We start from the raw sequence: 14,548 nt of genomic DNA, 5'->3' as shown, positions 1-14,548 counted from the left end.
TAAACGTTCTAGAAAAGATAACTTTTTAATAAATAAGAAACCATTCATTGGTTAAGATCTGTCCCCATAACATAATGGCGCTACAACTAAAAAGGATATAAAAGATGTTTGCTAATCGGTTTACCTTACAATCGCGATTAATTTTTGCGGTGTTATTACCTTGCGTTGCGTTGATTATTGTTGGAATGGCGAGCTTCAATAGCATGTCGACGATTCAACGACAGGCAGAACAGCTCTATCTCAATACGGCCGCGCCAATGCGTTCAATGGCTGAAGTTGCCTCTCGAATTCCCCGTATGCGGGTTGGTATCGATATGATGTTACTTCAAGAGACGTCGTTAAGAGATAAAAAGGGTGTCCTCACACGCGTGAAAGAGACACGTGACGAAGATATCCCTGAAATGAGGCAGTCTGTCGAGCACGCAGTTCAGTCACAAGTGGATCCAGAACAGCGTAGACAAGTTCAGCAGCTGTTGACTGACTTTGAAAAAATGGTCAGTACTCAACTTAATCCTATGTTGGCGGCATTTGAAAAGGGCGATCTAGATACGGCGCGCAACATATACCGAGATCAATATGCGGTTACCTATGGTGAACTGCGTAAAAAAGCCAATGTGATCCTCGATTCGCTACTAGAGCAGGCCAAACAGCAGAACGTCAATAGCCAAAAGAGTTATGCCCAAGGGCAAAATCACATGTTTATCATTATTGGTATTGGCGTGCTAATTTCGTTTGTCACTTCATTCTTTATTGTTATCGGCCTAAAAACGCGAGTGGCCAGCCTACAAAAATCGATTGCTTTGGCAGCTGAAAACATGGCGCTAGATGCTCGCATTGATTTAGGTGGCCAAGATGAGTTATCGAAAATTAGCGACAGTTTTAACGACTTCATTGAGAAAGTACATGTAGCGATCAAGCAAGTGGCTTCGAGTTCTTATGAATTAGCGAATACGGCTAACCAAGTTTCAGCTCGGGCACTATTAACCAAAAACAACTGCACTTCGCAACGTGATAGAACAGTTCAAGTGGCCACTGCCATTCATGAGTTAGGCGCAACGGTAGGCGAAATTGCAAACAACGCAGCTCAAGCTGCCGACGTTGCGAAACAGGCCACTCATCAGGCGGAAAATGGCACCACTGTAGTAGAGAAAGCACAAGTGCAAATTGCAGATTTGATCACTGAATTAGAGCAAGCTGCACAAGTCGTAGGCTCTTTAGCTGGTCAAGTGGTTAACATCAGCTCGATACTTGAGACTATTCGTAGCATTTCCGAGCAAACGAACTTACTTGCATTGAACGCAGCGATTGAGGCGGCGCGAGCGGGAGAGCAAGGTCGAGGTTTTGCGGTCGTTGCCGATGAGGTGCGAAATTTAGCAAGCCGTTCTGCTGCATCAACCGAAGAAATTCAAAGAGTCATTAATAACTTACAGGAAGAATCGAAACGGGCGGTTGGGGCAATGTCCCAAGGCCGAGAGCAGAGTTTGTTGGTGGTTGAACAAGCTGAAAATGCCAATAGCTCGCTAAAACAGATCCGCTTTTATATAGAGAATATTAGTGATCAGAACATTCAAGTGGCGACGGCAACGGAAGAGCAATCAAGTGTGGTCAGTGAAATCAACCGCACCGTTGAAGATATTAATCATCTCACCATGGAAACAACAACAGTAGCTGAGGAGCTCACTGTCAGTAGCGAACATTTGAAAAAAGTTTCTAAGCAACTCGATAGTCTAGTGAACAATTTTAAATTGTAATTTTGATACTTTAGGCTTAGATATTAGAAATGTGATAACTATTCCATAACTTAACACGACATAAGACATGTCTATGAAAAATGGTATTATTTTTGAGAATTTTAGTATTTTTATAGGAATCGGTTGTGGACCCTGTGATATCGCAATTAAAGAAGGATTTTTATGCGCAGATTCGCTCTCTCAAAGACGGTCCGACATCTGAATCTCAAACGACCTTAGCACTGCTCACAGAAGAAGAGTTGCAACAACTCGAACAAATGTGGGTTGAACTGGCGGTTTGGAAGCAGTCGCAGAATATCTAACTGCCCACAAATTGATTAGCGCAAATTTTCGTAATAATCCCAAATAAAAAGCCAGCAGAACAGATGCTGGCTTTTTTGTTTATCACGTCGGCTGTTAATTATACGCGCGTGCGACACGTCCAAGTGATGACAGTTGATAATGTTCAGCGTATGCGGGGATGAAGATTGAGTGACCTTTTTTCACGGTTAGAGACTCACCATTGTCATGGGTTAAGGTCGCATCAGCATCAATGGCAAAGATAATTTCGGCACTGTTGATTTTCACGTTAACTTGCGCGGCATTGAGGTAAATCGCAAACTTAAAATCGCGGACTGGGACAGGGAACAATAATGCTCCATTTTCTTCGATTGGTTTCAATAACAGGCTTGAAGCGGGTTTTTCTTCAAATAGCGTGCATGATGCGAGCTCTTCAATATCCATGTGTTTGGGTGTTAGGCCAGCGCGCAACACGTTGTCTGAATTGGCCATGATTTCAAGCCCGGTACCTTTCAAGTAGGCGTGTGGCGTTCTGGCGTCTAAAAACATGGCCTCACCCGGAGCTAAAGTGAGTACATTGAGCATTAATGGAGAAAATAGACCGATATCACCGGGGTACTGTTGTGCCAGCTCTAAAATGAGCTCAAAAAGATCATCATCTGAATGATGATGGGCATACGCCAATAATGCATTCACCGCATGTTCTTTTTGCTCGCCAGTTAATGATAGCAATGCACTAAAAAAGGTTTTTAAACCTTGTGATGTTGGGTTGTGTGCAAAAGCATCGACCAGGGTTGAAATCGCATTGATATTCAGCGTTTGAAATTGTTCAACAATCTCTGTGATTGGGCGAAACCCATTCATCGCTTGATAAAGGGTAAGGGCGTAAACCAATTCCGGCTTGTGGTTAGGATCTTTATAGTTGCGATGTCCTGCATTGAGTGGGATCCCCGCTTGGTTTTCTTTCTCAAAGCCAATTTCCGCTTCTTGCTTACTTGGGTGAACTTGAATCGAAAGGGCGTTCGCTGCGGCAAGTACTTTGAAAAGATAAGGTAACTCACCAAAGGTTGTTGCAGTAGCAGCAGAAAGAAACGCTGTTTTATCTTGGTTGATCATCTCAAGCAACGAAACAGGTTCTCCATTCACATGAATTTGTGAGCATCCATTTGGGTGTGCTCCCATCCAAATTTCTGCTTGTGGAGCGTTGTTTGGGTTAGCAATATCAAACAAGTGCTGAATCGAAGTCGTGCTTCCCCACGCATAGTTTTGGATGACATTGTCCATCAAAAAGAAAGGTTGTTTGTTATTGGTCATAGTACATCTCACAAAAAATCAAAATAAAAACAAAGCAGCAGTACATAGAGTAAGCGAAATAAAAAACTCCCGAGTTAAAGCGGGAGTACAACATAAAGTCAGAAGCTCAGCGTTGATGAACATCAAGCACTCTCGGGGGAGAGTGCTTGATCATTAAGCCGTTGCTTGTTGTAATTTCGCTTGGCGCATTTTTTTCAGAGTGATACAAACAACACCTGTCACTACAGCACCGGTTGCCATGCAAAGCAAAGCTAGCAAAGGCTTATTCATGGCACCGAGCAATGCTACTACAGGACCGCCGTGGGCAACACTGTTTGTAATGCCAAAAGTGAACGCCATAACCGCTGCAACCATCGACCCCAAGATGTTTGCTGGAATGACTGACATCGGATCTTGCGCGGCAAATGGAATCGCCCCTTCAGAGATACCAACCAAGCCCATTGCACCGGAAGCTTTCCCTGCTTCAATTTCAGAGGCTTCAAACAAGTTCAGTTTACGGCCCAGAACGGTCGCTAAAGCCATACCGAGTGGCGCGACTGGAATGGCACACGCCATTGCACCCATAAATTGAGTTTGACCGCTGGCAATCATACCAACAGAGAAGAGGAATGCCACTTTGTTAAATGGGCCACCCATATCAAAGCCAGCCATGCCGCCGAGCACAATACCGAGCAGTATCACGTTACCTGAGCTCATGCTCGTAAGTAGTGCGGTTAAGCCATCCATCAAGCTTGCAATCGGCGCGCCGATAACAAAAATAAAGAGCCCAGAGATAAAGAGTGAGCCTGCGATGGGTGCAATCATGATTGGCACAAGTGGTTGAATAAACTTGTGAAAATGGATGCTTGTTAACCATTTGATGAAATAACCGACTAAAAGGCCTGCAATAATGGCACCGATAAAACCTGTACCGGCATCTGCGCCGTAGAATGACCCGTTGTTAGCGATCCAACCACCAATTAAGCCAGGAGTCAGAGCGGGGCGATCGGCGATCGCATACGCGATGTAACCTGCAAGAATGGGGATCATCAACGTAAAAGCAACCACACCGACGTTCAGCACTTGGTTCCACATACTGCCGTCAGGAATGGCCATACCAGCTTCGGTTGGCTCGCCGCCAATAGCGAGTGCTAAAGCAATCAACAAACCGCCAGTAACAACGAATGGGATCATATGCGATACACCATTCATCAAATAGCGGTATAAATCGGAGCGAGCTTGCGCCGCTTTGCCTTTCCCATCTAAAGTCTTGGTACTGGCATCGGCTTGATATTTTGGTGCGCTGAGGGCTTTTTCAATCAACCCTTTTGCATCACGAATCGGCGCTTTAACGCCAGTTTCAATCAGTTTTTTACCCGCAAAGCGCACCATGTCAACTTGCTTGTCGCAAGCCACGATGATCGCATCAGCTTTGGCTATCTCTTCATCCGTTGGGCTATTTTTCACCCCAATCGAACCGTTGGTTTCGACTTTAATTTGATAACCCATCGCGGCGGCCCCTTTTTCCAGCGCTTCAGCGGCAAGATAAGTGTGTGCAACACCGGCTGGGCAGCCCGTTACGCCAATCAAAAAGCCTTTATTGGCTTCAACATCGGTTGCTTTTTCGGTTTTTTGTAGCAACAAATCTAGCGCTGCTTGCTCTGTTTTTGCGTCTAAGAAACGTTCAATGAACCCTTCTTCAATCAGCTTGGAAGAGAGCTCTGCCAGCACTTCAATATGATGATTTGAACCACCATCAGGTGAGGCTATCATGAAAAATAATTTAGAAGGCAAGCCATCTTCCGCGCCATATTCGATACCACTTTTGCTGATGCCTATCACAACTGCAGGCGAGATAACGGCGGAACTTTTGGCATGAGGCAGCGCGACACCATCTTCAAATCCAGTGTTACCAAGCTCTTCACGAGCATAGATATCGGCTAAAAACTGCGATTTATCGCTGATGCGTCCTTGTTCTAACAGTACATCGACCAGCTCTGAGAAAACGCCATCTTTTGATGTTGCTTTCAAATCAAGCCGGATCAAGTTCTCATTAATAAGTTGAGTGATCATGTTTCGTCCCCTATATGGTTTTTATCCCCTTCGCACTTAGAGCTGAGCCATGTTGGCTGAAACTTCAAACTGTTTGGGGATATTGTTATTGCGCACCGCGCTTTTTGTTGGAGATATTGTGAGCGCCTCGGGTGAACAGTGGTAGTGTACGAAACTGGCATTTACTGGATTATTGTAACCTGTGGCTGCAAACGTGATCAGGCTCTTATTTTGGTTTTAGGGTGATAATTTTAATTTATGATTAATTTTTTATTTTAATTCAATTGGATAAATTGATTATTTTGCTTTTTCGATCGGAGTTATCGAATGCGTAATGATTGGTGATTCATGAGGTGTTGGATTATAGTTGCCTCGTTTATTGATGGGTATAGGGTGAATTTTGTGATCCCAGTATTTAAAAATGTGATTGAAGTGCTGCTCTCGGAGCGAGAAAGTTTTAATCGAATATGGTTTGCTGGGGACAAAATAACGCCGCCAGCGTTCAGTTACCAAGTCAATTTTCCTCGTCTAGAATTGGTTTTAAGCGGCGTGTATAGCAACGAAATCGAAGAGATTGAACACGGTATCAGTAAGGTCAACATCTTATCTGGTGATGCGCTTTATATACCTCCGAACTGCTGGAATAAACCTGATTGGCAAGAGAGCTGTTCGGTCTTGAGTTTGCTATTTGGCCGTCGTCAAATGGGGTTTAGTTTGGTCAGTAAACACAAAGGCGAGAGTGGTTTTTATGATGTTCAGAAACACAGTATCCCAACGCGTACTGGGCACGCGATTGATCACATGCTCGAAGGGCTAAATGCATTAGCACGTGAGCCTCAGAAAAGTCCAATGGACGAACATTTGTTGCTGGCTCTGTTGAGTTACAGCGCCACAATGCTCGATCAACCGACCGCTTCTCCTAAAAAGCGCAGTGAAGATTTATATCAAGGTATCTGCATTTATATCCAAGAAAATTTTCATCGCAATATTTGCCGTGACAGCATCGCACAGCGGTTTAATATCTCTGCCAACCATTTATCGCGCATGTTTCGCCAACAAGGACACATGACTCTTGCTGATTACATCACTTGGGTAAGAATTGAACGGGCAAAATTTATGTTGAAGAAATACACCTTTCGTTTAGCCGAAGTGGCCACGCGCTGTGGATTTCAAGATGTGAATTATTTTTTCCGCGTATTTAAAAGCAAAGCGGGTATGACTCCATCTGAATATCGAACTCTGTCGCAATAAAGCTATTCATTTTGTATTGGGTCGTCCGGCTTAGCCATCACGTGCAGCAAAATGGCTTTAAGGGTTTCTTCTCTTTTTGCCGTAAGTAGCCATTGACGATGTTCCTCTTCCAGCAACCAACGAGTTAACTGCGTGACCGGTTTAATCACGGTTCGCGGCGCTGATGTCGGCAGTAATAAGGTGATGATCAGCGACACATCGCCGGATTTTTCTGACCATGATAGCGGGTTTGCTAACCAGTGAACCGCCAGTGTTGGCTGGGCAACTCGTGCGTGAATGACATGGGGGAGCGCTATTCCACGGCCAATAATGGTCGGGGAGATGGCTTCTCTTTTTTCCAGCGCATGCAAAATATCATGACAATACGTGGGCATGATCTGCTTAGCAATCGTGTCGAGTGCCTCTGATTTGCTAAGCTCAGGGCCTAATGTGGCGTAATGCCACTGTAGCGAAAAGGGCAGTTGAAAAGCAGAGTGGGTGGCAAACGCCAATTCCGCTTTGGCATTTTGTTTGTGTGATGTTGAAATAAGCAGTGTGTGCTCGCGTAAATACTCTGTCATCACCATGCAGGCCAACTCGGCGTCGAGCCCTTCAATGGCAATTTGGCATACATCTCCCGGGTTTGAACCAAGGCTTAACACTTGCAGTGTATGGTTGAGCATTGCCTTGTTGTCACGCGTGATGTTAAACAGCACCACCACCGAGCGAAAATGGCGGTTGAGATCTTTCAATTCATTTAATTGCCAGCTGACCAGACCGCCTGCTTTTAAAACAAAGGTGATGCGCGTTGTGATCATCGGCGGTTACAAATAACGATCTAAAACAGATTGCACGTTCGTCAACACTTCTTCAATGGACACCTGAACCGTTTTGCAACCAACAAAACGTTCACGCTGTTCAATGTCGATATCTGAAGCGATGAGGATCAGATCCGCGTTGACAATATCTGCCACTGTCAGTGGGTTCTCGACACCCATTGCGCCTTGGGTTTCGACTTTAATTGAGACATTACGCTTATTCGCTTCTTTTTTGAGTGCGTCTGCGGCCATATAGGTGTGCGCGATGCCTGTTGGACAAGCAGTTACTGCGATAATTTTCATAACGAAAGATAATAAAGAAATGATGAGTGAGTATAAGGAGGATGAAAGCGTGACTCAACCGAAGTTTACGCTAAGCCAGCACCCTAATGACTGTAGCACTCAAGCTACTCGGCTTTGCACATAAACTTTGCACTGGCCGTAGAATAGGGAAGCCCATCATAAAAAATGGTGCTGCACAGATAGTAAATGTGACGTTTTTGTTTGATAAGATGCGCTTCGACTTGCAACGGTACATTCAGTGGAATAGGGTGCAGATAACGTACGTTTAGCTCTGCTGTCATCGCATAAATGCACTGTGCAAACAGACAATGTGTCATGGCCGCATCATGTAAGGTGCTGATAAGTCCACCCTGCATGACCCCTCGATAGCCTTGCATCTTTTCTGTTGCTACAATCTGTGCGCATACTCTCCCCGTTTCTGTTTGGTTAAATTGCAGTGTGTGCGTTTCAGAAAAGAACGGGGCACAACACACCGCGCAGTGGCAATGTTGTAGGGGAGGCTGAATGTTCATAAGTTCACCAAACTGTTTTTAAATGATTAGGAGAAGAAAATGGCAAGACCCAAAAAAATTCGTCGTGTTTGTGGTCAAGTGGCGTATGCATGCTTCAAACCCAACGGTGTCAAATTATCTGAATTGAACACAGTAGATTTACTGCTAGAAGAACTTGAAGCGTTGCGTTTGGCTGATAAAGAGGGGCTTAGCCAATTACAAGCGGCTACGCAGATGGGCATATCGCGACAAACCTTTGGTAATATCGTTAACCAAGCAAGAGCGAAAGTCGCGACTTGCTTGGTGGAAGGTCATGCGTTGATGTTGGTTGAGCGCTAACGCTCGTGATCAGGTTCTTGAATTTGATACAACACCTTCTGATGCTCATCACAAACGTCTACGCAGTTACATTCTCTTTCAATATCGATATTTGCTAACCCACCACAACTGCCTTGCAGCGAGCGGCGGCGAAACAAAACACCGATCGCCATCAAGACAATAATGCCAATAAAAAACGCAAAGGTTATAACATAAGTCATTATTTTCCCTCGACAATCGCTTTTACTTTCAGCACTTTCTTCAACGCTTCTATGGTAGTTGGTGACAGCATTCTGGGTGCCAGTTTGTTATGTTTATCCACTTTCTTCGATCCACATTGACTAGCACAACGTTTCTTCGATTTATTGGCTGAAGGCTTGCCAAAAGAGACGTCGGTGACGGGCAGAAGATGGTTTGGATGAAGTGATGTTAATTGGCTGCCTCTTGGTGCGTAATATACCTCAATCTTCTTTTCTAAAATTGCTGCTAACATATTTTGTCCGATATTGCGGACGATAACAGCGTCCACTCTATTCTCTCTTAGCAGTGCAAGTAGCTGTTTTTTGTGGCCACAACTGCCCTCGGTTTTCGTAACGTCAATACGCTGGCTAGTGGCGGCGGTATCGTCCACAATCATCAATTGAGGCGCTTTGGCAAAGTGATTAAAAGGCGAGTTTTGATCACAAGGGATGGCATAAATCATCATGGCTCCTAAAGTTTATCGGGTTCTTGTATTTAAAATACACCCTATTATTGGCATATGCCAATAATAAAAATGACAATTTAAGAGTTCATTAATTAAAAGTCGTGGTGCTGTTTGGTAAATCGAGACCCGATATGGCGTAAAAATACGCGAATAAATTGCAGGCGTATGTAACAAGCCTCACCTACACTTTGTGAGCGGTCAAATGAAAATTAAATCTATTGCATATTGGAAACTCGTAAGTGTAAACGTTAACACTTGGTGTTTTGAGAGGTATGATCTCTTTCGTGGTGGATCGCACTTTTAAAAAGAGAAATAGGTCTCGATGTTACATTGCGTTACGTATGATTACTTAGTTTTGCAATAGTTATCAAACTATTCACAAGAAACTGCATGAAAATGCGATTTCAAAACTGAAATTTTAACTGGTTCACATTAATTGTTTGTTTTACTACTATACTTTGAAAGGTAAACGTTTTCACTGCTGTTTCTCAGAGTTAACGTTTCTCCCCCTACACAACGTAATAACAACACTAACAAATAGGACTTGTTCAATGAGAAAGTTAACTACTTTAGCCATGCTTGCGGCTGGTATGAGTTTCGGCACTCAAGTCATGGCTGACACAACGATCGGTGTGACCGTTTATAAGTACGATGATAACTTTATGTCAGTTGTTCGCCAAGCGATTGAAAAACAGGCAAATAATGACGGCAACACCAAGGTTTTGATGAATGACTCACAAAACAGCCAATCAATGCAAAATGACCAAGTGGATGTCATGTTGGCTCGTGGCGTGAAAGCACTGGCGATCAACCTTGTCGACCCTGCAGCTGCACCAAGTATTATTCAAAAAGCGAAAATGGATGATGTTCCTATCGTTTTTTACAACAAAGAACCGAGTGCTAAAGCGCTCGCTTCATATGACAAAGCCTATTATGTGGGTACAGATTCAAAAGAGTCGGGCATCATCCAAGGCGATCTCATTGCGCAACACTGGAAAGCCAATCCTGCTTGGGATAAAAACGGTGACGGTGTACTGCAGTATGTAATGCTGAAAGGCGAACCAGGTCACCCAGATGCGGAAGCTCGTACTTCTTATTCTGTGAAAACCATTAACGAAAATGGCATCAAAACAGAAGAGCTACACATGGATACAGGTATGTGGGATACCGCCATGGCGAAAGATAAAATGGATGCTTGGTTATCTGGCCCCAACGGTAGCAAAATCGAAGTCGTGATTGCCAATAATGATGGTATGGCGATGGGTGCGATTGAAGCGTTACGTGGTGCGGGTGCGAAAGTACCAGTATTCGGTGTTGATGCGTTAGCAGAAGCATTAGCATTAGTTAAATCTGGCGACATGGCAGGCACTGTGCTTAATGATGCAGATTCACAAGCGAAAGCGACATTTGAACTTGCACGTAATTTAGCCAACGGCAAAGCTGCAACCGAAGGCACTCAATGGGAAATGGCCAATAAGATTGTTCGTGTTCCTTATGTTGGTGTGGATAAATCGACACTCGAGTAACCTAAAGTTCAAGGGGGAAGTCATTCCCCCTTTACTCCCTAACTTATAGGGTGTTTATACAATCAATAATAAATAATTGCTGATTAAATTTTATTTAATATTGAATGGTATTAATCAAAGAATAAATAAGTGATGCCATGGTAAATCAAGAGCATGAATTTCTGTTAGAAATGACAGGAGTGAGTAAAGAGTTTCCCGGGGTTAAGGCATTAGATAAAGTTAATTTGAAAGTTCGACCACACTCTATTCATGCGTTAATGGGAGAGAATGGTGCAGGTAAGTCGACGCTATTAAAATGCCTTTTTGGAATTTATGATAAAAACGAAGGTGATATTATATTTTTAGGCGAACATGTGAATTTTCAATCGTCTAAGCAAGCTTTGGAAGCGGGTGTTTCCATGGTCCACCAAGAGCTTAACCAAGTATTACAATGTTCTGTAATGGATAATATTTGGCTAGGGCGTTACCCAAAGAAAGGACTCTTTGTCGATCACGATAAAATGTATCGCGATACCAAAGAGATCTTTGATGAACTCGATATTGATATAGACCCGAAAATTAAAGTGGCTAAATTATCGGTATCACAAAGGCAGATGGTCGAAATAGCGAAAGCGTTTTCTTATAACGCGCGCATTGTGATCATGGATGAACCCACGTCCTCTTTGACTGAAAAAGAGGTATCGCATCTTTTTACTATCATTAACAAGTTGAAAGAAAAAGGCTGTGGCGTGGTGTACATCTCTCACAAAATGGAAGAAATATTTACTATTTGTGATGAGATAACCATCTTGCGTGATGGGCAATGGGTTGATACGAGGCCGTTGAAAGGGCTCGATATGGACAAAATCATTTCGATGATGGTTGGCCGTGAATTAACACAGCGCTTTCCCACAAAGACCAATGTGCCAAAAGAAATTATCCTCGAAATCAAAAATTTAACAGCACTGAACCAACCCTCTATTCAGGATATTTCGTTTGATCTCAGAGAAGGTGAAATCTTAGGTGTGGCTGGGCTCGTCGGTTCAAGACGCACTGATATTGTGGAAACCATTTTTGGGGTTCGTGAGCGTAGTAACGGCCACATTATCTTACATGGTCGAGAGATGAAAAACCGTGATGCACATGAAGCGATCAATAGTGGTTTTGCGTTGGTGACAGAAGAGCGTCGTTCAACCGGCATTTACAGTAATTTAGATATTACCTTTAACTCTTTGGTTGCCAATGTGGATGAATACAAAACCAAATTAGGTTTACTGAGTAATAAAAAAATGAGGAGTGATACACAGTGGGTAATCGACTCCATGAGTGTAAAAACACCTTCTCATGAAACATCAATCGGTTCTTTGTCTGGTGGTAATCAGCAGAAAGTCATTATTGGCCGTTGGTTGTTAACTCAGCCAGAAATATTAATGCTTGATGAGCCGACTCGGGGTATTGATGTCGGAGCAAAGTTTGAAATTTATCAATTGATATTGGAATTAGCGAAAAAGAATAAAGGGATTATTATTATCTCTTCCGAAATGCCAGAGTTGTTAGGCATTACCGATAGAATATTGGTGATGAGTAATGGCCGAGCTGCGGGAATCGTTAATACTAAAGACACTTCACAGAATGAAATATTAGAGCTGGCCTCTCGTTACCTCTAGGGAAATTATTATGGATTCAGTTAAAACATTTGCAATGAAGCACCTAAAGGAAGGTGCGATCTATGCGGTTCTATTTATTCTTCTGGCAATTATTATTATTCAGGAGCCATCATTTTTAAGTTTACGCAACTTTAGTAATATATTAACGCAATCTTCAGTGCGCGTTATTATTGCATTGGGTGTGGCGGGGCTGATTGTAACGCAAGGAACCGACCTTTCTGCTGGACGTCAAGTGGGTTTAGCCGCTGTAATTTCGGCAACACTTTTACAATCAATTGATAACGTCAACAAAGTATTCCCCAGCATTGGTGACGTGCCGATTGTGGCTGTGATTCTTTGTGTGTGCGCGATCGGCGCGATCATCGGCTTAGTGAACGGTGTGATTGTTGCTTATTTAAAAGTAACGCCGTTTATCGCCACATTAGGCACCATGATCATCGTCTACGGGATTAACTCTCTCTACTACGATTCGGTGGGTGCATCTCCAATTGCAGGTTTTGATGAGCGTTTCTCTTCATTCACTCAAGGTTTTATTCGATTCGGGGATTTTAGGTTTTCGTACATAACCTTCTACGCCATTATCGCGATTATCTTTACATGGATTTTGTGGAATAAGACCGTTTTTGGTAAGAACATTTTCGCGGTCGGCGGTAACCCAGAAGCCGCAAAAGTTTCTGGTGTTAATGTGCCACTGACGCTACTGAAAGTGTATGCTTTATCGGGTGTGTTCTATGCGTTTGGCGGTATGTTGGAAGCTGGCCGTATCGGCAGTGCGACCAATAACCTTGGCTTCCTGTACGAGTTGGATGCGATTGCAGCCTGTGTTGTGGGTGGCGTGTCATTTGCTGGCGGTGTCGGAAGTATTGCGGGTGTGGTCACGGGTGTGCTTATCTTCACTGTGATCAACTATGGTATGACCTACATTGGCGTGAGCCCTTACTGGCAGTACATCATTAAAGGCGGCATTATTATTTTCGCTGTCGCGTTGGACTCAATGAAGTACGCGAATAAGAAATAACCGCCTAAGAGCAAAAATACAATTTTCGACATTTAATCGCCGAAAATTGTCGAAATAAAATAAACAAAGAGCGCTTTTATCGGCGCTCTTTTACTATTTCTCATTAGGAAGCGTACGTTTTTCAAAATAGCGCACAATCTCCTCGATCAATATTTTGATACGTGACGGTTGGTGATCACGATTGGGATAGAGCAGATGCAAGTCCGATCCTGTGGCCAAATCGTGTGAACTAAAACTTTGCCGATAATCTTCCAAGAGAAGAACGAGTTTCCCAGCATTGAGGTCGGGTTGAATATCGAGTTGTGATTTGAGTGCAATACCTGCGCCTTCGAGTGCCCACTGACGAATCACTTCGCCATCATTAGACAAACGTGATGGTTTGATCAGAATATCTTGAACGACATCTCCTTTAAGAAAAGACCAACGCGTTAATGATTCACTTTTGCGTAGCATACCCAAGCAAGCATGCTGTTTGAGATCCTCTGGGTGCGTCGGTTGACCATGACACGCTAAATATGCGGGTGAGGCACAAAGAACGCGGCGACTTGTTGCTAATTTTCTGGAAACCAATTGACTATCTTTGAGTGTGCCGTAACGCAATACCAAATCAAGTTTTGTTTCATATATCCCTAACACACTGTCACTAAAGGTAATCTGAGGCACAATTTTAGGATGTCTTGCTAAGAAGGAGTCGAGCAGTGGCAGCAAATGTTGTCGCCCGAGATCTTTGGGTGCTGAAATTTTTATATTGCCTTCCAAGTGTGTTTTCTCGGCGAATAGCGAAGACTCGACTTCAGTGATGTTGGCTAAGGTTTGTAAACATAATGGATAGAAACGTTCGCCGGCTTCCGTCAATGCAATTTTACGTGTGGTTCTTTGCAGCAATTTCACGCCATAGTGGCGTTCAAGCTCTTGCAGTTTTAGTGTGACTGAAGCGGCGGACATATTGATGGCTTTTGCGGCGGCCGCCAACCCTTGTTGCTCAACAATGGCAACAAAGACCTCCATGTTCAATAATTTGTTCATTAAGATTCTATATCGCAGTTATTGTTAAGTAATCCTAAATACTCTTTTTAATTATAGCTAGATTATTTAGTGATTCTTTTGTTATAGCCTA

Annotated in this window: 15 protein-coding genes; 7 read left to right on the top strand and 8 right to left on the bottom strand. The window is 43.4% G+C overall.

What is annotated here, in order from left to right; genetic code table 11:
- The first annotated feature begins 104 nt into the window (after positions 1–104).
- Both AACT23_RS02360 and AACT23_RS02355 read left to right on the top strand, forming a co-directional pair.
- Positions 105–1,751 (top strand): methyl-accepting chemotaxis protein, encoded by a 1,647-nt coding sequence (locus AACT23_RS02360; protein ID WP_094127007.1) that lies wholly within the window; start codon positions 105–107, stop codon positions 1,749–1,751.
- A gap of 125 nt (positions 1,752–1,876) precedes the next feature.
- Positions 1,877–2,053, top strand: coding sequence for a hypothetical protein (locus AACT23_RS02355; RefSeq protein WP_017042466.1), 177 nt, complete (start codon positions 1,877–1,879; stop codon positions 2,051–2,053).
- Positions 2,054–2,147: 94 nt separating this feature from the next.
- On the opposite strand, the gene manA is transcribed toward AACT23_RS02355, so the two are convergent.
- Positions 2,148–3,344: a mannose-6-phosphate isomerase, class I gene (gene manA, locus AACT23_RS02350; RefSeq protein WP_339373559.1), complete on the bottom strand. Its 1,197-nt coding sequence runs from the start codon at positions 3,342–3,344 to the stop codon at positions 2,148–2,150.
- 153 nt (positions 3,345–3,497) lie between these two features.
- A complete protein-coding gene (locus AACT23_RS02345) occupies positions 3,498–5,396 on the bottom strand; it encodes a PTS fructose transporter subunit IIABC (RefSeq protein WP_094127003.1) in 1,899 nt (632 codons plus the stop codon).
- A gap of 327 nt (positions 5,397–5,723) precedes the next feature.
- Between AACT23_RS02345 and AACT23_RS02340 the strand changes: the two genes are divergently transcribed.
- The gene (locus AACT23_RS02340; protein WP_176428613.1) at positions 5,724–6,626 is read left to right on the top strand and encodes a helix-turn-helix transcriptional regulator; all 903 of its coding nucleotides are present in this window, start codon (positions 5,724–5,726) and stop codon (positions 6,624–6,626) included.
- A gap of 2 nt (positions 6,627–6,628) precedes the next feature.
- Here the strand turns inward: AACT23_RS02340 and AACT23_RS02335 are convergent, their stop codons facing one another.
- The 3 genes from AACT23_RS02335 to AACT23_RS02325 form a co-directional block, all read right to left on the bottom strand.
- Entirely contained in the window at positions 6,629–7,423 is a 795-nt protein-coding gene (locus AACT23_RS02335; protein WP_088728822.1) for a PTS sugar transporter subunit IIA, read from the bottom strand.
- A 6-nt stretch (positions 7,424–7,429) separates the two neighbouring features.
- Complete coding sequence (locus AACT23_RS02330) at positions 7,430–7,726, bottom strand: PTS fructose transporter subunit IIB (RefSeq protein ID WP_047689178.1); 297 nt, start codon at positions 7,724–7,726, stop codon at positions 7,430–7,432.
- 104 nt (positions 7,727–7,830) lie between these two features.
- Complete coding sequence (locus AACT23_RS02325; protein ID WP_094127001.1) at positions 7,831–8,238, bottom strand: PaaI family thioesterase; 408 nt, start codon at positions 8,236–8,238, stop codon at positions 7,831–7,833.
- Positions 8,239–8,277: 39 nt separating this feature from the next.
- Between AACT23_RS02325 and AACT23_RS02320 the strand changes: the two genes are divergently transcribed.
- Positions 8,278–8,556, top strand: a complete 279-nt coding sequence (locus tag AACT23_RS02320) for a DUF134 domain-containing protein (protein WP_141138076.1) — start codon at positions 8,278–8,280, stop codon at positions 8,554–8,556.
- Here AACT23_RS02320 and nqrM read toward each other — a convergent pair.
- Positions 8,553–8,756, bottom strand: coding sequence for a (Na+)-NQR maturation NqrM (gene nqrM / locus AACT23_RS02315; protein ID WP_013856966.1), 204 nt, complete (start codon positions 8,754–8,756; stop codon positions 8,553–8,555). The genes AACT23_RS02320 and nqrM overlap by 4 nt on opposite strands.
- On the bottom strand, positions 8,756–9,241 hold the full coding sequence (locus AACT23_RS02310) for a NifB/NifX family molybdenum-iron cluster-binding protein (RefSeq protein WP_255211866.1): 486 nt from the start codon (positions 9,239–9,241) through the stop codon (positions 8,756–8,758). Before AACT23_RS02310 ends, nqrM begins: the two co-directional genes overlap by 1 nt.
- Before the next feature lie 551 nt (positions 9,242–9,792).
- Here AACT23_RS02310 and mglB point away from each other — a divergent pair.
- The 3 genes from mglB (at position 9,793) to mglC (ending at position 13,431) form a co-directional block, all read left to right on the top strand.
- A complete protein-coding gene (gene mglB / locus AACT23_RS02305) occupies positions 9,793–10,767 on the top strand; it encodes a galactose/glucose ABC transporter substrate-binding protein MglB (protein WP_026027227.1) in 975 nt (324 codons plus the stop codon).
- 137 nt (positions 10,768–10,904) lie between these two features.
- A complete protein-coding gene (gene mglA, locus AACT23_RS02300) occupies positions 10,905–12,413 on the top strand; it encodes a galactose/methyl galactoside ABC transporter ATP-binding protein MglA (RefSeq protein WP_017046157.1) in 1,509 nt (502 codons plus the stop codon).
- Between the two features lie 10 nt (positions 12,414–12,423).
- The gene (gene mglC, locus AACT23_RS02295; RefSeq protein WP_013856962.1) at positions 12,424–13,431 is read left to right on the top strand and encodes a galactose/methyl galactoside ABC transporter permease MglC; all 1,008 of its coding nucleotides are present in this window, start codon (positions 12,424–12,426) and stop codon (positions 13,429–13,431) included.
- Positions 13,432–13,524: 93 nt separating this feature from the next.
- Here the strand turns inward: mglC and AACT23_RS02290 are convergent, their stop codons facing one another.
- A complete protein-coding gene (locus tag AACT23_RS02290; protein WP_094126997.1) occupies positions 13,525–14,457 on the bottom strand; it encodes a LysR family transcriptional regulator in 933 nt (310 codons plus the stop codon).
- Between the last annotated feature and the right edge of the window lie 91 nt (positions 14,458–14,548).

The sequence above is a fragment of the Vibrio sp. V09_P4A23P171 genome (assembly GCF_963875615.1).
In the GTDB taxonomy this organism is placed as follows: Bacteria; Pseudomonadota; Gammaproteobacteria; order Enterobacterales; family Vibrionaceae; genus Vibrio; species Vibrio anguillarum.
This window is presented reverse-complemented; position numbering and strand designations above follow the sequence as displayed.

Excerpts from the sequence above, each read along its gene's own strand:
- AACT23_RS02360 (WP_094127007.1), top strand. The coding sequence starts at position 105 with ATGTTTGCTAATCGGTTTACCTTACAATCGCGATTAATTTTTGCGGTG.
- manA (WP_339373559.1), bottom strand. The coding sequence starts at position 3,344 with ATGACCAATAACAAACAACCTTTCTTTTTGATGGACAATGTCATCCAA.
- AACT23_RS02345 (WP_094127003.1), bottom strand. The coding sequence starts at position 5,396 with ATGATCACTCAACTTATTAATGAGAACTTGATCCGGCTTGATTTGAAA.
- AACT23_RS02340 (WP_176428613.1), top strand. The coding sequence starts at position 5,724 with ATGAGGTGTTGGATTATAGTTGCCTCGTTTATTGATGGGTATAGGGTG.
- AACT23_RS02335 (WP_088728822.1), bottom strand. The coding sequence starts at position 7,423 with ATGATCACAACGCGCATCACCTTTGTTTTAAAAGCAGGCGGTCTGGTC.
- AACT23_RS02330 (WP_047689178.1), bottom strand. The coding sequence starts at position 7,726 with ATGAAAATTATCGCAGTAACTGCTTGTCCAACAGGCATCGCGCACACC.
- AACT23_RS02325 (WP_094127001.1), bottom strand. The coding sequence starts at position 8,238 with ATGAACATTCAGCCTCCCCTACAACATTGCCACTGCGCGGTGTGTTGT.
- AACT23_RS02320 (WP_141138076.1), top strand. The coding sequence starts at position 8,278 with ATGGCAAGACCCAAAAAAATTCGTCGTGTTTGTGGTCAAGTGGCGTAT.
- nqrM (WP_013856966.1), bottom strand. The coding sequence starts at position 8,756 with ATGACTTATGTTATAACCTTTGCGTTTTTTATTGGCATTATTGTCTTG.
- AACT23_RS02310 (WP_255211866.1), bottom strand. The coding sequence starts at position 9,241 with ATGATGATTTATGCCATCCCTTGTGATCAAAACTCGCCTTTTAATCAC.
- mglB (WP_026027227.1), top strand. The coding sequence starts at position 9,793 with ATGAGAAAGTTAACTACTTTAGCCATGCTTGCGGCTGGTATGAGTTTC.
- mglA (WP_017046157.1), top strand. The coding sequence starts at position 10,905 with ATGGTAAATCAAGAGCATGAATTTCTGTTAGAAATGACAGGAGTGAGT.
- mglC (WP_013856962.1), top strand. The coding sequence starts at position 12,424 with ATGGATTCAGTTAAAACATTTGCAATGAAGCACCTAAAGGAAGGTGCG.
- AACT23_RS02290 (WP_094126997.1), bottom strand. The coding sequence starts at position 14,457 with ATGAACAAATTATTGAACATGGAGGTCTTTGTTGCCATTGTTGAGCAA.